The organism is Nocardia sp. NPDC056000, assembly GCF_042269265.1.
In the GTDB taxonomy this organism is placed as follows: Bacteria; Actinomycetota; Actinomycetes; order Mycobacteriales; family Mycobacteriaceae; genus Nocardia.
Window position 1 is genome coordinate 358,901 of the sequence record NZ_JBHJXS010000013.1, and the last position, 17,876, is coordinate 376,776.

General features: G+C 67.3%; 14 protein-coding genes. 5 read left to right on the plus strand and 9 right to left on the minus strand.

Going from position 1 to position 17,876, the window contains the following annotated elements; translation table 11 throughout:
- Positions 1-101: 101 nt before the first annotated feature.
- The 3 genes from ACFC4D_RS35110 (at position 102) to ACFC4D_RS35120 (ending at position 3,304) form a co-directional block, all read left to right on the plus strand.
- Positions 102-1,055, plus strand: a complete 954-nt coding sequence (locus tag ACFC4D_RS35110) for a patatin family protein (RefSeq protein ID WP_376069717.1) — start codon at positions 102-104, stop codon at positions 1,053-1,055.
- Positions 1,052-1,636: a QsdR family transcriptional regulator gene (locus ACFC4D_RS35115; RefSeq protein WP_376069720.1), complete on the plus strand. Its 585-nt coding sequence runs from the start codon at positions 1,052-1,054 to the stop codon at positions 1,634-1,636. Before ACFC4D_RS35110 ends, ACFC4D_RS35115 begins: the two co-directional genes overlap by 4 nt.
- A 150-nt stretch (positions 1,637-1,786) precedes the next feature.
- Positions 1,787-3,304, plus strand: coding sequence for a DUF222 domain-containing protein (locus ACFC4D_RS35120; protein ID WP_376069723.1), 1,518 nt, complete (start codon positions 1,787-1,789; stop codon positions 3,302-3,304).
- Positions 3,305-3,494: 190 nt separating this feature from the next.
- On the opposite strand, the gene ACFC4D_RS35125 is transcribed toward ACFC4D_RS35120, so the two are convergent.
- Positions 3,495-5,666 carry a heavy metal translocating P-type ATPase gene (locus tag ACFC4D_RS35125; RefSeq protein ID WP_376069725.1) on the minus strand — a complete coding sequence of 724 codons (2,172 nt, stop codon included), beginning with the start codon at positions 5,664-5,666 and terminating at the stop codon, positions 3,495-3,497.
- Positions 5,667-5,739: 73 nt separating this feature from the next.
- Positions 5,740-7,029 (minus strand): serine hydrolase domain-containing protein, encoded by a 1,290-nt coding sequence (locus ACFC4D_RS35130; protein ID WP_376069728.1) that lies wholly within the window; start codon positions 7,027-7,029, stop codon positions 5,740-5,742.
- A gap of 292 nt (positions 7,030-7,321) precedes the next feature.
- Here ACFC4D_RS35130 and ACFC4D_RS35135 point away from each other — a divergent pair, with 292 nt between their 5' ends.
- On the plus strand, positions 7,322-7,975 hold the full coding sequence (locus tag ACFC4D_RS35135) for a zinc ribbon domain-containing protein (protein ID WP_364638657.1): 654 nt from the start codon (positions 7,322-7,324) through the stop codon (positions 7,973-7,975).
- A gap of 129 nt (positions 7,976-8,104) precedes the next feature.
- Here ACFC4D_RS35135 and ACFC4D_RS35140 read toward each other — a convergent pair whose 3' ends face one another.
- The 3 genes from ACFC4D_RS35140 to ACFC4D_RS35150 all read right to left on the minus strand — a co-directional run bounded on the left by ACFC4D_RS35140 (position 8,105) and on the right by ACFC4D_RS35150 (position 11,481).
- Positions 8,105-8,350, minus strand: a complete 246-nt coding sequence (locus ACFC4D_RS35140; protein WP_364638660.1) for a hypothetical protein — start codon at positions 8,348-8,350, stop codon at positions 8,105-8,107.
- Positions 8,351-8,456: 106 nt separating this feature from the next.
- Complete coding sequence (locus ACFC4D_RS35145) at positions 8,457-9,881, minus strand: DUF1254 domain-containing protein (protein WP_376069731.1); 1,425 nt, start codon at positions 9,879-9,881, stop codon at positions 8,457-8,459.
- A gap of 79 nt (positions 9,882-9,960) precedes the next feature.
- The gene (locus tag ACFC4D_RS35150; RefSeq protein WP_376069733.1) at positions 9,961-11,481 is read right to left on the minus strand and encodes an MFS transporter; all 1,521 of its coding nucleotides are present in this window, start codon (positions 11,479-11,481) and stop codon (positions 9,961-9,963) included.
- Between the two features lie 72 nt (positions 11,482-11,553).
- Between ACFC4D_RS35150 and ACFC4D_RS35155 the strand changes: the two genes are divergently transcribed.
- Positions 11,554-12,159: a TetR/AcrR family transcriptional regulator gene (locus tag ACFC4D_RS35155; protein WP_376069735.1), complete on the plus strand. Its 606-nt coding sequence runs from the start codon at positions 11,554-11,556 to the stop codon at positions 12,157-12,159.
- A 1-nt stretch (position 12,160) separates the two neighbouring features.
- On the opposite strand, the gene ACFC4D_RS35160 is transcribed toward ACFC4D_RS35155, so the two are convergent.
- The 4 genes from ACFC4D_RS35160 to ACFC4D_RS35175 form a co-directional block, all read right to left on the minus strand.
- A complete protein-coding gene (locus ACFC4D_RS35160) occupies positions 12,161-13,423 on the minus strand; it encodes a hypothetical protein (protein WP_376069737.1) in 1,263 nt (420 codons plus the stop codon).
- On the minus strand, positions 13,420-14,874 hold the full coding sequence (locus tag ACFC4D_RS35165) for a tetratricopeptide repeat protein (RefSeq protein ID WP_375968622.1): 1,455 nt from the start codon (positions 14,872-14,874) through the stop codon (positions 13,420-13,422). The genes ACFC4D_RS35160 and ACFC4D_RS35165 overlap by 4 nt, the downstream gene beginning before the upstream one ends.
- Positions 14,875-14,941: 67 nt before the next feature.
- Positions 14,942-16,222, minus strand: coding sequence for a hypothetical protein (locus ACFC4D_RS35170; RefSeq protein WP_376069740.1), 1,281 nt, complete (start codon positions 16,220-16,222; stop codon positions 14,942-14,944).
- Positions 16,219-17,850: a hypothetical protein gene (locus tag ACFC4D_RS35175; RefSeq protein WP_376069805.1), complete on the minus strand. Its 1,632-nt coding sequence runs from the start codon at positions 17,848-17,850 to the stop codon at positions 16,219-16,221. Before ACFC4D_RS35175 ends, ACFC4D_RS35170 begins: the two co-directional genes overlap by 4 nt.
- Between the last annotated feature and the right edge of the window lie 26 nt (positions 17,851-17,876).

Here is a 17,876-nt window from a genome sequence, read left to right on the forward strand (position 1 = left end):
GCTTGGCCTCCAATGTCTTCGGGTAGCGCCGGATATGATACACAGACTATCCAATGTCTCAAATAGCTCTCGTAGACTCGGGAGGCCACGAAAGGGGACCCATGCCGGAGCAGGACCAGACCCTCGGAGTCGGAGAGCTCATCGCCCACCGCCACCGCGCGGACAGCGCACCTGGAGCACGCACCGACGGGCATCGACTCGCCCTGGTCATCGAGGGCGGCTCCTCACGCGGCGCGTTCTCGCACGGTATGGCCATGGCCATCGAGGAGCTGGGCATACTGCACTGCTTCGACGCGGTCTACGGCGCGTCGGCGGGCGCACTGAACGCGGCCTGGCTGCTGTGCGGGCGCGCCCGCAATTCCGAACGGGCCTGGCATCCCGAGGTCATCAACCGGGTCATCTCCCCCGCGCGAGCGCTGCGCGGCGGGCGCGTGGTGGATACCGAATATCTGGTGCACACCGTGTACGAGCGCATCGTGCCGATGGACTTCCCGGCGATCCTGGCCAATCCGGTCACCTTCCATCCGATCGCCACCGACGCCGACACCGGCGCGGCCGTCGACCTACACCCCGAACTGACCGACAGCGCCTCGGTGCAGGCCGCGCTGCGCGCCTCCACCTGCCTGCCGATCCTGGCCGGTCGGCCGGTCCGCATCGGCGCGCACCGCTACGTGGACGCCGGAATCTCCGAATCGGTGCCCATCCGAACCGCGCTGGCGCAAGGTGCGACCCGGGTGCTGGTGCTGCGCACCCGCCGCGAGGACGAGAACATGAGCGCGCCTTCAGCTTTGGAGAGCAGGGTGGTGGCACGCTACCTGGCCCGGCACGCACCCGGCACCGTCGACCCGTGGCTCGGCCGAGTACAGCAGCACCACCGCGACGAGGCCGATTTCGCCACCGATCCGGCCGTACTCCAGATCCGCCCGCCGCACACCGCACCCGCCATCGGCCGCACCAATCGCGATCCGGCGCTACTGCGCGAAGCGCTCAGCCTGGGCCGCGCGGTCACCGCCCGCACGCTGTCGCCATATCTGACACCTATGCTTTCGGCGTGACGCGCGCGGAGGGGACACGAGCACCGGGACGGCCGGCATCGGCCAGTCGAGACGATGTACTCAAAGCCGCCATCGATATGTTCCTGGCCGGAAAACGCCTGGATGTGAATGCCATCGCCGCCCAGCTCGGAGTGGGCCGGGCCAGCATCTACCGCTGGTTCGGATCCCGCGACGGACTGCTCGGCGCGGCCATCGCCCGGCAGTTGGAACGCATGGTCGCGCACGCCGACAAACGCTGCCGAGCCGAGGGCGGGCAGCGCCTGAACGAGATCCTCGACTACACCATCCACTGGCTGGTCGAGGACGACTCCCTGCGCACCTACTTCGACAATGAATCCACCGCGGCGCTGCGCCTGATCACCCGCAGTGACGGCGTGGTCCATCCGGCAGCGGTGGCGATCGTGGAGCAGCTCATCGACAAGGCGCAGGCACAGGGCTATGAACCGCCGATCGAGCGAAACACCTTGGCATACGCGCTGGTTCGACTGTGGGAGGCATTCCTCTACAACGACGCCGTAGCCGGATTCCGCGGCGACGTGGACCGCCTGCGCCAGGTACAGGCCGCACTACTGCGCACCTGAGACCGGCACCGCTTCCTGATCCTCGAGCCCGTGAGAACGTCGATCTCGACATCACACAGACCGAAAATGAAAGGGTAAGAATTCTGAATATCCTTATATCACAACGTAATTCGACTTTCGAGGTCGGTTTTGCGGGAGTAGAATAGGGATATGAATTCAGGGGAGACAATCGCAATCACGGAGAGTGCATCAGCGCTCTCCGCTGCGATCGACACCCTGACCTCCCAGCCGCTTATTCCGGTGTCGGACAACGACATTGTCGAATTGATGCAGCAGATCGAGACCGCTACCCGCAAACTCGACGCGCTCAAACTCGACCTTGTTGTGCAGACCTGCTCACGGTCACTGCCCAAGCGCGCCGGAGCGGGTTCGGTGGCACTGTTCCTGCAAGACACACTGCGGATTTCGCACGGGGACGCGTTGAACCGCTGGCACTGCGCCGAACAAGCAGCCATCTGGCCCCGCGTCGGAGACAACGCCGAAATCTCCATCCCGGCACCGATACTGCCGAACACCGCACTGGCACAAGAAGAAGGCGCGATCGGCCTCGACCACGTCCGGGTTATCCGGCAGGTCATGGACCGACTCCCCAACAAGGTCACCGCGGAAGACCGGGCGCTGGCCGAAGAGCACCTCGCGCGGCATGCCCGTGCGCTGAACCCGAACCAGCTCCCCAAAATCGGCGACCGGATCCTGGGCCACTTGGATCCCGACGGCACCCTCACCGACGATGCGGACCGCGCTCGCTTGCGCAGCATGCGGTTGAGCCCGCAAGGGTTCGACCTGATGTCCACGATGACCGTGGTGTTGACCCCCGAAGCACGCGCGGCGATGGATGCGGTGCTGGCCAAGCTCGCGCGCCCCGGCCTGTGCAACCCGGCTGATCCCGAGAGCCCGTTCGTGGTCGATGAGAACCTCGACCCCGAGGTCGTGAAGGCCGCCGCCGTACGCGATACGCGCACCACGGTGCAGCGTCAGCACGATGCGCTGTTCGCGCTCCTGCACCCCGACTTCAACCCCGCCCATCTCGGCTCGCACCGGGGCCTGCCCGTCACCACGATCCTGACCATGAGCATCGCCGATGTGGAACGCGCCGCCGGAGTGGCCACCACCGCCACGGGCGGGACGGTGCCGGTCGCGGTCGCGTTGGAAATGGCTGCACGCAAGAGCAAGACGTTCTCCGTCGTCACCGATGGCAACAACATGCCCCTGCACATCGGTGAAGCACGCCTTGCGAACCCGGCACAGCGGATGGCGTTGATCGCCACCGAACGAGCTTGCACCCGCCCCGGATGCACCGCACCAGCCAGCATGGCCGCTGTCCACCATGTCACCGAGTACATCAAGGGCGGACCCACCGACATCGAAAACCTCACGCTGGCTTGCGATCACTGCCACGCCTTGGTCAATGACTCCCCGACCGGGTGGACCACGATCAAGCTCGGTAAGGATTCAGCCTTCGCAGGCCGCACCGCCTGGATCGCACCAGCGCACATCGACCCGACCCGGACACCGAAGGTGAACCACCTTCACCACCCCGACGAGTTGATGGCCACCGCACCGGCGGCACCACCGTTGCCCGCTCGCCCCTCTCGGGCCTGTGTGCCGAGTCGGATGCGTCAGCGACCCTGGGTATTGCCTCGCCCGGCTTGCCCAGCCCGGCAATAGCTTCCACCGCTTGCCTCCACCGTCAGGAATCCCCTGCCGGTGCTACAGGCATGTCCCGCACGGCCTCTGCCAAGTCCGTACGGCTCGATGCCGGTGTCTCGAGGCCCTTCGGGCCTTCTTTTCTTCTTGTCCAGGCGTCTTTTATCTTTTGTTCTTTATTCTCTTGTTCTTTTCTTCTCTTGTCTATCGATCATCGCTGCGCCGGAAGGCGCAACCGCTTGAGCGACAAGGCATTCAAAGCCACGATGACACTGGACCCGGACATGGAAAGCGCCGCGATCTCCGGCCGAAGCGTGAACCCGAAAGCAGGCTCGAAGACACCCGCGGCAATCGGGAGAGCGATAGTGTTGTAACCAACCGCCCAGGCAAGGTTCTGATGCATTTTCCGAAGCGTTCCACGACCGATGCGAAGCGCGGTAGGAACATCGAGCGGATCAGACCGCATCAGAACCAAATCCGCGGTCTCGATCGCCACGTCGGTCCCAGCACCAATCGCGATGCCGAGATCAGCCCGGGCAAGCGCAGGCGCGTCGTTCACCCCGTCCCCGACCATGGCGACTTTCTTTCCGGTGGCCTGCAATTCGGCGATCCGGTCGGACTTGTCGCCCGGCAGAACTTCGGCGATCACCGTATCGATGCCGAGTTCGGCGGCGATACGTTCCGCGGTGGCCTGATTGTCACCGGTCAGCATGACCACCTCGACACCCATATCGTGCAGGTCTTGCACTGCGCGAGCAGAGGTTTCGCGCACCGCGTCCGCGATGCCGATGACCGCGGCGGCCTTCCCGTCCACGGCCGCAAGCACTGCGGTCTGCCCTGCTCCCGCGACGCGATCGCGTGCGGCGGCCAGCTCGCCGAGCTCGATACCTTCCCGCTCCAGCAGGCGACGATTGCCCACCACGACGCGCCGCCCGTTCACAGTGGCGATCGCACCGTGGCCGGGAACGTTCTCGAAGTCCTGTGCGCGTTCACCATTCGCGCCGTGCCCCTCGGCATAGTTCACGACCGCCTCGGCGAGCGGGTGTTCGGATTCGCGTTCCACGGCGGCCAGCAACGGGATCAATTCCTCCGCGCTGATCACCCCGTCGGTGACGATCTCGGTGACCTCGGGTTCGCCCTTGGTGAGCGTCCCGGTCTTGTCCATGACGACCGTTTGAATGCGTGCCGCGCTCTCCAGCGCCATCGCATTCTTGAATAGCACACCGCGTTTCGCCCCCAAGCCGGTGCCGACCATGATGGCGGTCGGCGTCGCCAGGCCGAGCGCGTCCGGGCAGGTGATGACCACGACGGTGATGGCGAAGAGCATGGCCTTGGCGAATGTCGCCCCGGCGAGCAGCCATACGCCCAAAGTCAGTGCGCCGCCTATCAATGCGACCAGCACCAGCCAGAATGCCGCACGGTCGGCCAGTTTCTGTCCGGGAGCCTTCGAATTCTGGGCTTCCTGAACGAGATTCACGATCTGCGCGAGCGCGGTGTCGGACCCGACCTTGGTGGCGCGGACCCGCAGCACACCGTTCTTGTTGAGGGTCGCGCCAATGACGGCCGACCCGGGTTCCTTGTGCACCGGCAGGCTTTCGCCGGTGACCATGGCCTCGTCGACCTCGCTCTCACCCTCGACGACCTCACCGTCGACGGCGATCTTCGCGCCGGGCCGCACCAGCAGCAGATCTCCGACAATCACTTCGGCCGTGGGGATTTCGACTTCCCGGCCGTCGCGGATCACCACGGCCTGCGGCGGCGCGAGGTCGAGCAGGGCGCGAATGGCGTCATTGGCCCCGCCGCGCGCCCGCATCTCGAACCAGTGGCCGAGCAGTACGAAGGTGGCCAGCATGGTGGACGCCTCATAGAACACCTCGCCGCCACCGGTGAGGGTGATGGCCAGCGAATACAGCCAGCCCGCACCGATACCGACGGCGACGAGCACCATCATGTCGAGGGTGCGCGCCTTGAGCGCCGCGACCGCTCCGGTGAAGAAGATGGTCGACGAGTAGAAGATCACCGGCAGGCTCAGGATGAGCGCCCAGATGTCCTGCCGCAGCCCGAACGGCGTCGGCAGATCCAGGCCGAACATATCCTTGGCCATCGGCGACCAGAACATGACCAGCAGCGAGAACACCAGCGCGACCAGGAATCGATTGCGCATATCGCGCGCCATGTCATCCATGGACATGCCCGCGTGCCCGGCATGGCTACCGTGTCCCATGGCCGCGTGATCCATGCCCGAGTGATCCATGCCCGCCGCCCCGGCATGATCCATGCCCGCGTGCTCGGCGTGGCTCATTTCCGCAGTTCCGGCGTGGTTCATCGCCTCGTGCCCGGCGTGGTTCACGTCCTTGTGCGCGGCATGCTCGTCATGATCCATATCCCGACCATATACCCTCGGGGGGTACCTGGCGAGTCTGTTGTGACCGGCGAGTCATTCCAGCTGTTCGCCGCTACCGGATCCCCGGAGTCGCCGGATCGGTCCCGAAGCAGCCGACGATGTAGCAGCCGGGCGGCCAATCCGACACCGGCGGCGCGAGCGGCTTGTCCAGGCACGACAGCATCCCGCAGCCCGGATAGGCCATCGGCCCCAGTCCCAGCGCGGCGAGGGTGGCCGCCGGATTGGAGATCATCGGATCGGCCAGGCTGATATCCGGATGATCCTGATACGGCCCGGGATCGGCGAGCACCGGATCGCGGAAGGCGAAGGTGAGCGCGCGCAGCACATCGTGCGGAAAGCTCACCGAACTTCCCGGCACCGTGATGCCGGTCCAGCTCACCAGCAGCCCGAGACTGGGCACAATCGTATTGTCCTGCCGCATCATTCCCGACATCTGCACGGCGTCGGCGGGCATACCGGGGAAGATGGAGCCGCAATCCGGACCGTTCACCACGAACAGGAAGCCGTAGCAGTCGTTGGCGGCGGTGCCGGTGGTGGCCTCACGCAGGTAGTCGGCCGAAATCACCTGTGTCCCAGCCCAATCACCATGATTGGCAACCAGCAGACCGAGCTTGGCGAAATCATCCGGCGGCAGCACCAGATGCGCGTACCCGTACGTGTTCTGACTGCGGTCCCGCGCCCAGTGATAGTCACCGCGCTCAATCCCCAAGGGCGTGAACAGTTTCCGCTGCGCATACGCCTGGAAGTCCTCGCGCACCGCCTGCTGCACCACGTACACCAGCAGATCCACCGCCCGCTGGCTGTACTGCCACTGCGTACCCTGCGGATGCACGATGGGCATCGCGAGCGCCTGCGCCACCACATTCGGGTCGAGCTGTACCAGTCCGGTGACGCCCTCGGACGCCACCGCGACCTGCATACCGGAGGTCTCGGTCAGCAGGCTGCGCACGGTGATGGCGCGGTGCGCCGAATCACCAAGTCCGGCAGGCAGATACGCGTCGATCGGACTGTCTATCCGAAGCAGCCCGTCATCCACGGCCGCACCGGCGACCATGGCCACCACACTCTTGGTGCTGCTCCACAGGTTCCACGGCATACCGCCCGCGCGTTTGTTGTTCGGCCCGCCCGCGACGAGGCAGTTGTTCCGGAAGATCTGCACGGTGAATCGTGTCGGGTCCGCCGCGAAGTCGACGGCGCGCTGCAACTCCGCCGGATCCAGCCCGACCGCTTCCGGTTTCGCGGTCGGCTGGGTGCGCCCGCTGCTCACCTCGCACCGCTGCTGTGGCGCGGCCTGTGCCGGTTGCCCGACGAGCAACAGGCTCGCCGTGACAGCCGCCGCCACGGCGACCGCCCACGCTCGAAACACCCTTGTCCGAAACACCCATTCCGCCTCTCCCGAAGTCCCTGTCCGGCACATCGGCAGCGGAATTGGCCCGTTATCGATTCGTGACCCCCGACTTACCTGGACGATGCTTCTCGGGGCCATGGTTTTCGGGGCGTAGGCGATGTCCGTATTCGTCCCTCCTGTTGCGGACCTCGCACGTCATACGATAAGAACCTGACGACACGTGGTCCGGGGGGCTCCGGTCGCGTCCGTTCGTAGTCCGCTGAGCCGCAAAGGAATAACCCGCGCCATGACCGCACCGGTCGTCTTCACCAGCTCGTATTCCGACAATTCCAATGACAATGGCTTCCAGTGGGAGTTCCATTGCGATCGCTGCAACACCGCGTACAAGTCGCCGTTCGAGCAGAACTACCTCTCGCGCGGACGCGGTGTGCTGCGCGTGCTGCGAGATCTGTTCGGCGACTACTCCAAGACCATCTACAAGGTCTCCAACGCCGCCGACGACTTCTCCAACACCTGGAGCGGCGGTTCGGCCTCGGCCACCAAGGACAAGGCGTTCGCCAAGGCCGTCGACCTGGTCAAGGACGATTTCCGGTCCTGCGCGGGCTGCGGCTCCTGGGTCTGCGCGCGCATCTGCTGGAACGATCACGTCGGCCAGTGCACGCGCTGCTCCCCCATGGCCGCACATCAGCTGGCGCAGGCGCAGGCCGAAGCGCGCGGTTCCCAGTTCCGCGACGCCGCCAATCAGCAGAACTGGACCCAGAACCAGGACATGTCGGTGCCTGCCCGGGTCACCTGCCCCACCTGCGCGGCCAGCACCACCGGCGGGCGCTTCTGCGGATCCTGCGGCACCGCACTGGATTTGCGGGTGCACTGCACCGGATGCGGACATCAGATCCAGGCGGGTACGGCGTTCTGCTCGAATTGCGGTCGCTCGCAATAGGAGTCCGCACACAAAACAGCGCCCCTTCCCGAATTCGGCAGGGGCGCTGGGTTTTGGGTGTTAGGCGATCAGCCTCGGATCAGCTCCGCGTCAACACGGATCGGCTCCGCGTCAACACGGAGTCGGGCGTCAGAAGGAGCCGGTGCCGGGCAGCGGCGGCAGGCCGGGCCAGTTCTGGTTCCAGTCGCCGGGGTGATCGTGGTGGTGCCGCCACTCGCCGTGGTGGTCCCAGTCACCGTGATGTCCGGGACGGCTGATATCGGCGGGAGACGAGACATTGGCGTCGGCGCTGGCCGGAATCGCCAGTGCGGCAAGAGGTACTGCGGCGAAGATGCCGATCGCTGCGATTCTGGCTACTACTGCGGTACGAGTCATCCACCTATCGAACGACTCATTCCTCACAGGTCCATCGGAGTTGCCTGGCAAACGGCTGGGAGTCGGGTGCCGGGCGTCGGTGCGACGCCCGGCGATCATCGGATTGTCAGCCGACTTTCGTCAATGCCGGGGGCTGCCAGCTGCCGTCGACGGCGCTCTGGTCCGGCGCGTACAGCCGCATGGTCAGGGAGAACTTGCCGCTCGCCGGAATCGGCAGCCAGTTGCCCTGCGGTACAGCCGGACCCGGATCGGCGTTCTGCACGGTGATGTCCACCGAACCGTCGGCGTTCTTAGTCACCGGGATCTGATGGCCGACCGCGTAGATATTCGCGGGATTGTCGATCAGGAAGCTGTCGGCGTCATAGGCCGTGATCGACCAGAACGCCTTGGCGGGCGGCAGCTTTCCGTCCGGGAAGTGCAGGGTGTAGCGGATCGGCGTGCCATTGTCATCGGCCGTGCTGAAGACGGTCGGGTAGAGCGCGTCCTTGGGCAGGTTCGCGCCCAGACCGCGCAGTGCGACATTGGCGCGGTTCAGGTAGTCGGTGCCGTAGGTGCCGACATTGGTGGCGAACTGCCAGCCGTTCTCATTCTTCATCTGCGGATTCTGGTAGGCCGCTATGGTTTTCGTCGCGCTCGCGACCGCACCGTTGAGCACATCCGCGGACACCTTGTCGGCGGTCGCGCCGGGCGCGACGCCGATCTTGGCGAAGCGTGCCATGGCCGGAGCGTCGGCCACGGCGGGCGGATTGTTGACCATGAGCTGATTCAGCTTGTCGAAGAAGGCGGGGCCGTCCATCTCCGCGACCTGCTTCGACGGGTTCTGCGATTTGTCACCGGGGGTGCCGCCACCCGGATTGTCGTGATTACCGCTCTCCCACTGGCTCAGTGGCACCAGCTTCATCTGATCCTGGATGGCCTTCACGTTCGCGAGATCGTCTTGCCCGTTGACCTGCACGCGCCCCAGCAGCCAGACGGTGTCGGTGGGCATGGGCAGCGGGGTGACGCCCTCGGGCAGCTGCCCCTTCCACGCCGGACCGGTGATCGCATAGGTGAACGGGCCCTTATCGCCCGAGCTCAGCTGCGGATTGACGCTGCCGGGATCGTGCACGGTATTGGTCCAGGCGTCCAGGAACTGCATGAGCCAGTACCGGTTCGGGTCCATCTCCGGTATCTGCACGATCATCGGCTCGTTCTTCACATCGAGCCAGGCTTGCGAATAGAGCGTGTCCAGGTTCAGGCGCACCACCTGGCGGTCGGCCGGGGTGGGCAGGGTTTCGGCGTGGTCGAAGTGGTTGGCCGAGGCCGCCGACGCGCGGGTGGCGTCCATCAGGACCAGGGGGTAGCCGAAGACGTAGGCGTCCGCCGCGATGGCCGCGGGATCGTCGGACGGTGCGGCGGTGGAGGTTGCCGAATCCTTGCTAGATGAGGAATCGCTACCGCACGCGCTCAATGCCACGGCCGCCAGCACCACGGACAGGGCGGCGGCCGCGCCGATCAGCAGTCGTCGAAAACGTACTCCGCGAGTAGTCATCGCATTACGCTCGCACGCGCGCGAACGAATTCGATTCACCCGGAATGGGCGAGTTGTCGCACCCGGCACGGTAGCCGAATCAACGCCGCACACCCGGAGCCAGCGCCGCGATGAGGACAGCGGACAGCAGTCCGGCACAGCCGAGGGCGACGCTCGCCTGCTGGAATCCGTGCAGGAAGGCCTGTTTGGCGAAATCCGCAAGGGGTGCGCCCGCCGGACCCGCGCGCTCGGCCACCTGTAGCGCGGCGGCGAGTGAATCGCCGACCGGGCCGCGCGCCGCTTCCGGCAGCCGGGGCAGAGCGGACGCGATACGACCGGAGTACCCGGCCGCGAGCACACTGCCCGCGACGGCAATGCCGAGGGCCGCGCCGATTTCGCGGGCCGCGTCGTTCACGGCGGCGGCGACCCCGTGCTTTGCCACGGGTGTGCCCGCGACGATCGCGGCGGTGGCGGGCGCACTGCACAGGCCCATACCGGTACTCATGATCACCAGCGACCACAGCAGGCCCCAGTAGCCGCTGTCCAGATCCAGTCGGGAGATGGCGAGCAGGCCCGCACCGACCGTCGCCAAACCGATCAGCGTCACCCAGCGCAGGCCGAAGCGGTCGGCCAGCATGGGCGCGATGAGCGAAACCAGCACCAGCGGAACGATCATCGGACCCAGCGCCAGCGAGGAAGCCAGCGGCGAATAGCCGAGGATCAATTGCAGATACTGCACGATCAGCATGAACAGGCCGAACGAGATCAGGAACTGCACGGTGAGTGACAGTGTGCCGCTCGCGAATCCGCGATCGGCGAACAGCCGCACATCGAGCAGTGGATGCGCGGTGCGCAATTCGATCAGGGCGAAGGCCACCGCGGCGAGCAGTCCGCCGGCCAGCAGGCCGAGCACCGGTGGATCGAGCCAGCCGCGGCTCGGAACCTCCATGGCGGCAACGACTATCGCGCCGACGGCGGCGATGACCGTCACCGAACCCCATGGATCCAGGGGCGGCCGGTCGGCATCGATCGATTCCGATACGGTGCAACCCGCCGCCAGCAGTACCGCGCCGACGGCGGTCATGGCGACGAACACCGACTGCCAGGGCAGCCATTGCAACAGGATGCCGGAGCCGATAATGCCCAGTGCGCCACCGGATCCCGCGACACCCGCCCAGACGCCGACGGCCTGACCGCGCCGCTCCTCCGGAAATCCGGCGGTGAGCAGGGAGAGCGTCGAGGGCATGACGAAGGCCGCGCCAGCACCGGCGGCCGCGCGAGCTCCGATCAGCCAGAGCGGGCCGTCGAAAATCAGCGGGAGCGCGGAAGCCACCGTGAATACGGCCATTCCGATGATCAGCACCACCCGCCTGCCCAGCCGATCGCCGAGCGCGCCTGCGGGCAGCACCAGACAGGCCAGGGCGAGGGTGTAGCCGTCGACCACCCAGGTCAGCTGCTGCTGGGTGACGCCGGTATCGGCGGCTATGCCGGGCAGTGCGGAATACAGTGCGGCCATGGCCGCGACCACGAGCGCGATGCACAGGCAGGACACCGTGAGCATCCAGCGTTGCGGGCGTGACAATCTGGTGGTGACGGCCGTGCCCTGCCCGGTGGATACCATGGCAACTCCCGAGAAACGATACTGACAGTAGCGCTACGGTACTACCGGTAGCGCCGGAAAGGAACCGGTGCGGTGGCAGCGAATACGCCCGACGACGACATCGATCCGCGCAAGCTGCGCTCGCGGGCCCGGCTGCTCGATGCCGCCACCACCCTGCTGAAAACCGGTGGGGTGCAGGCGGTCACCATCGACGCGGTGACCAAACTGTCCAAGGTCGCGCGCACCACCCTCTACCGGCATTTCGACAGCTCCGCCGAACTGCTGGCGGCGACCTTCGAACGGCTGGTGCCGCAGGTGTCACCGCCGCCGGACACCGGCACGCTGCGGGACCGGCTGGTGGAATTGATCGTGCGCCAATCCGCGCTCATCGACGACGCACCGGTGCAACTGGCCACGCTGGCCTGGCTGGCCATGGGGAGAACAGAGACGAAAGACACTGCGTCCCAAAGCTTCACGAGTCTCCAGCACCGGGTGATCGAACAGTATCGCCAGCCCTTCGACCGACTGCTGAATACCGCCGAGGCACGCGCCGAACTGGGCGAGTTCGACCTGAATCTCGCACTGGCACAACTGATCGGCCCGATCGTCTTCACCAAACTGACCGGGCTGCACACCTTCAGCCGGGCCGATATCAGCCAGGTGGTCGACGACTTCCTGCGAGCTCGCCGACGATCTTGAATTACCGACCCGCGTCGACCGTGGCGAAGGCTGCCCAGACCAGGGGCGAATGTTCGACAGCGCCGGTCGCACGCCAGGACGCGAGCCGACTGCGCTGCCAATCATTCAGTGCGGCAACCGGATCGGGACGCTCGTGGGCGGTATCGATGGCGCACACCGCGTCCTGTAGCGGGCGGCTGTCCGGGGCCGCGCCGCCGAAGCGTTGGAAGGCCAGATCCGTCGGTAGCGCCCAGCGGCCCGCGGTCACCAATTCCGCTCCGCCGGTGAGCATTGCGGCCACCAGGCCGAGTGCCTCACCGAAACGCAGATCGCCGCCGCTCTCGCAGGCGATAAGGGCTACTCGGCTGGGAATGGGCCAGAGTTGCGGGCCGGTGCGGGGGTCCTCGGTCAGGGTGTAGGTGCCCAGCAGCAGATCCCGCGCGGATAGTGGACGGTGATCACGCTGCGCGGGGGCGAAGCCGAGTGTTTCCGCGGTGCACGCCAAATGCATTGTGGCCGACTCGCTCTGGCCGGAGTCGGGAGCGGCCGCGGTCACGTGCCCGATGTAGAGCAACCGAGAAGCGCCCGCGCGCAATGCCTCTCCCAGCCATACCCGGTCCACATCGGTTCGGCGGAACGCGGCGACCGGATCACTGACCTCGGGCGTCAGCCGATCCTGTCCCGCGTACTCGGCGACGAGCTTGGTCAGCGGCGCGTCCAACTCCATTCGGCCGAGCACCGAGCCGAGGGCGGAGTCCGCGCGGAAGCCGGGGACCCGGGGGTCCAGCACCGCGACGACGGGCAGCTCTCGCGCATCGGCCCAGGAGCGCCCCACCCGCGCGGGCGCGTGCACGATGCCCGGCGGCGCGAGCAGGCTCACCTCGGCGATATCCACCAGTCGCACACCGGAATCCGGGGCGATCAACTCCCACGGAATCTGCGCCACCCGGGGCGACGGCTGGATCCGGATACGCGGGCGCACCCCCGCCACGTGCAATTCGTAGAGCCGGACCGCGAGCTGATACGGCAGGAAGGTCGCCGACAGGAATCCGGCCAGCGCCTCCTCCGCGGCGACCGTGGCCAATTCGCCCGTGGTCAGCGCGGATTCCAGCCCCGCCTCCCCCGTGGTCGGCAGCGCCGCCGCGAACCGCCGCACCGCCGCGACGACCTGTTCCTCGGGCACCACGCCGATTCCCGGTGCGCCGCCGTCGTTCTCCCATCGCCAGGAGATGAACAGATCCCCGGCGTCGGCCATCCGGACGTAGGCAGTGGGTTGAGCGGTCATGAGTGCACCACCCGGCTGTCACGCAGGGGGCGGCCGTAGCGCTGTTCGGCGACGGAAATCGCCGCGGCCAGCGCGATATGGCCGTCGGGGGCCACGGCTACCCGAGGCGGCAGAGCTACCGGCAGACCGGCGCGCGCGGCCACGGCGGCCAGGGCGTTACCCAGTTGCAGAGCGTCGTTGATGGGACCGGGGTTGGCGGGCAGGGGTTCCAGTGGATCGAGGGTGTCCAGGGTGGGGTGGTTCGGTTGTGCGGCGAGGCGGTCGATATCGAGGGTGGTTCCGGCGCAGGCGGTTTCGATGAGGTCGGCGATCAGAGTCGCGTCACCGGCCAGGAATCCGAAGCGGAAGGCCAGGCGCATGGCGGGATCGGCCATGCGGCGGTTCCAGTTCTCGCGCTGTGCGCCGTCGGGGAGTTCGTAGCGCACGGCGTCCAAGGCCAGTGCGGCGGGCACGGCCAGGTCGACCGCCCTGGGCAGCAGTTCGGGCGTGGCTTCGAGCAGGGGCTCGAGCAGACCCGCATGCCAGAAGTCCACCTGCGCGCAGAGCAGGCCGAGGCCGTGTTCGGCGTAAATGGCTCGGGCGGTGGCCAATTCGGCTTCACCGTCCGGGTAGCGACCGGCGGCGAACGCCAGGGTGGCCAGGCGGGTGCGCACATCGGCGGCATCGACGATGACGCCGGATTCCTCGAAGTGCCGCAGTGCGCGCCGATAGTGCGCGTCCGCCAGCTCGGGCCGATCGCGGCGTTCGGCGATCAAACCCATGACCTTCCAGCCGATTCCGGCGCGATGCGCGTGACCGGAGGTCTCGAAGTACTCCTGCGCGGTGGTGAGCAGTGGTTCGGCCGCATCGTATCTGCCGGTGCGGGTGTGCATTACGGCCAGATTCTGCTGTGTCTCGGCCACGCCGTCGCCGTCACCGGCGGCGGTGAACGCGGCCAGGGCCTGCCCGGCGAAATCCTCCGCCAGCTCCCAGCGACCGGTCTCGAAATGCGCGGCGGCCAGATTCATCAGCGAATGACCGACCTGATCGGGGGCGAAACGGGTTGCCGCGTCCAATGATTCGGTGGCGATCTCGATACTGCGCGCCCACTGCTGCCGATGCAGGGCGACCGCGCTCAATGACACCAGGCAGGCGTACCGCAACTCCAGCGGCGCTCCCTCGCCCGACAGTAACTCTCGAGCCTGTTCCAGCGCGTCCTGCGCACCGTCCAGATCGCCGAGCAACTGCAAAGCCTGCGACATATTGATCAGCGCCGCCGGGCGCATGCGCGGCGCATCGGGGCCCATCTGCGCCAGCGCGTCCCGGAACAGTTCGGCCGCACCCGCGTGATCACCCAATTGATCGGTCACGCAGGCCGCGTTCACCATGGCGCACACCCGAATATCGCCGGTCTCGGTCGATACCGCGGTCTCGAATATCCGCAGCGCCTCCCCCAGCTCACCCCGCGCCATCGCCTCGGCTCCGGCCCGCAGTACCGCCGATTCCCCGGGTGTTCCACCACCGGTGGTCGCGACCACGTCAGAAGTCCGAATCGTCTGCGGCGGCGGCGATTTCGGCCAGCAGCGGCGCATCGGGGGAAACCCCGCCGAAGGTCGCACCGGGCACATCCGAGGAGACACCGAGGGGTGCGGCCGCCCGCCGCAGCCTTCCCGAAGCGAGTTCCCTTATACGACTGCGCAATTCAGACTCACCGGGCACCGACGGCGACGCGGCGTCGAGACGGGTCCCGGACGACCCTGGAAGCCGAGATGCGCTGGCTGAGCCCGCGACCGGCGATCCCACCGTCGCGGAGTATGACTCCGCACCCGGCGCGAGACCGAACCCGGGGACATAGACGTCCACACGAACTGTCGATCCCGTTGTGGCGAAAGCGATTTCACTGGACCAGCTACCACCGGACGATCGCAGCGCGACCTCGCGGACGTCTCCCCCGGTGGCCACCCGTGCCCACGGCCGCAGGTAGGCCGGGACCGCACCGGTCAACCCCGGGGCAGTTGCCACGGCGACCGCGATCGTAGTCACGCCCGCATCGCGAATCACCTGCCAGGACACCGCCTTCTCCGAGGCGTCCACCAGCCCGGGCGGACAGCAGCGCCAATCCCAGCCGCCCACGCCCCGCCCGAGCACCATCCCATTCGGGATCTCATCCCCCGCCGCCAGCGCGTAATCCGAAGCGCGCCCCAGACTCTCGACCCGGGCCTCGACCTCGGGCCCGATCGCGTCCGCGCCGTCGAGCAGGGATTCACATTCCTCGGTGAGCTCGGCGATCTCCTGATCGAGTAACCGCTGATCCAGCGCCGCGATCCCGTCCAACGTGGACGCGGGCCACCACCGAGAAACCCACAGCGCGAACGCAAGCCGCCAAGCGCTCGCCGCGAGCCCGGACAGGGGTGCACCCACCGCGAACTCACCCGGCCGGGATTCCCCGGACGAGTCCGCAACTAGCTCTCGGTCGAACCCCATAGGGAACGAACCGTCGGACCGCTCGGAGCTGGTCGCGTCCGACGAAGGGGGCGCTGGCCGATCCGTCCGAGCCCCCACATCCGGCTGATCGAGCGCGAGGGCGATGGGCTCGCCGTAGATGGCCCACACCCATTCCTGGGCGAGCTCCACATCGTCGATGACGGCCGCCGGAAGTGCCGGTCCCGCAAGCACATTCCAGGTGAGGTGGCCGCCCGCGACCTCGAGCACCATGACATCCAGGCGTGGCGCGGCATCGAGCACGGTCGCGGCTCCGGCGGGCATGATGCCGCGCAGCCCGTCGCCGAGCCGCCGAATGAGCAATCCCGTCTCCGTCATCCCGCCCTCGATTCCAGCTCATCGAGTTCGGCCGCCACCGCGGTCGCCGCCAATGCCTTCTTCACCCGCATCCGATGATCCAGCATGACCGACCGCGCCACCCCGTCCAGCAGATCCCACAGCTCATCCGCCTCGTACACCGGCACCTCGCGCACATCCCGCCCATGCACCCGCGCCCATAATCGCCGCAGATACGGCCGCCACGGCACTTGAAGATCGGCCGCGATCACAGCCAGCGGCCCGGGTGCGCTTACGACTCCCGGTGTTTCGAGACTCCCCAGCGTCTCGGCACTCACGGGCGGCACCGCACCACCCGAGCCGCTGCCCGTGCCGATACCTGCGGCGGCACCGTTCGAAGCGGCCGCGCCGTGGAAACCCACCACGTCGGTCGAAACCACCTCGCCGATCGAACCGCCCACCGCGGACATCGCCGCCGTCGGTGCCGCGGCGGCTGCGAGCGATGCGTGGCACACCATCATCCGGCGCGCCTGGAGCACGTACGCCTCGCGCTGCCAGCGACCGTTGATCACTCGTGCGGCGGCCGACGTGACACCGGTTTCCGGCCCGCGCGTGCTGTGTCCGTTGGCGGGCGCGCCCGCCAACGACGATCCGATATCGTTGGGCGCGTTGACAATCGGCCGCAGTTGCAATGCCAGATGCGCTCCCGCCGCCGCGGCCAGGCGCAGCGATTCATCCAGCAGGGCCCAGGGCGAACAGGACCGCGCGATCTCGGCGTCCACCAACTCCGGGATGGGCGGCAGGTCCGCACGCTCGCTCGCCGCTTGCAGGACGGTGAACACCCGCTCGTGAATGGTCCGGTCGAATGGCAGACCCAGGCTCGCCTTCGAGGCGGATGCGCCTACACGCGGCGGCTGCGGCGCGGGATAGGCGGTCAGCCCGAGGTATTGAGCGGAGGGGACCGGACCGGCGGCTGCCACCGGGCCCTGCCCCGCCGGAATCGCGGCCGCCGCGTCACTACCCTGTGCGAGCCAGAGGCGGATGCCGTGGTGGGTGCCGATGGAGGCCGCGATCAGATCGTCGATATCCACATCGGGTTCGGGTTCGCCGAGGCGGGCGGCGGCGCAGGCGTTGAGCAGATCGGTGAGCGGCTCGGTGTGGTCGGGGGTGGTGGTGAGGGGTCGGCGACGCCAGGCGGTCGCGATCAACTCGGCCAGGTCCCCGGACTGTTCCGGATCGGCGAGGAATTCCTTGAGCGCCTGGGTGGTGCGGCCCGCTGTGAGGTTGTGGATTTCCAGCAGGGCGTCCTCGGCCGCACCGCGATCGGCGACCGCATCGGGCATACCGGACACGGTGGCGAGTTCGTAGCAGCGCTGGAAGTACAGGTCCTGGGCATTGCCCGCGGTGATGCGCAATGCCCGGCGGACCTGTTTGAGCAGGGTGAACCAGGCGGCGGTGGCGCGCAGCACGTCGGCGGCGGCATTGATGCGGGTGGTCAGCAGCACCGCGCCGTCGGCGGTGAGGATGGAGCCCGCGCATTCGGGATGCTGGACCGGCCGGATGACCAGCGGGTCCAGGATGAGTTTCACGGTGCGGCGCAGCGGCCCGCCGTGCGGCCCGCTGAGGGCTTCCACACCGTCCAGGCGGCGCCAGACCTCATCCAGCACCATGGCCCGCGGTCGTCGCATTCGCCCAG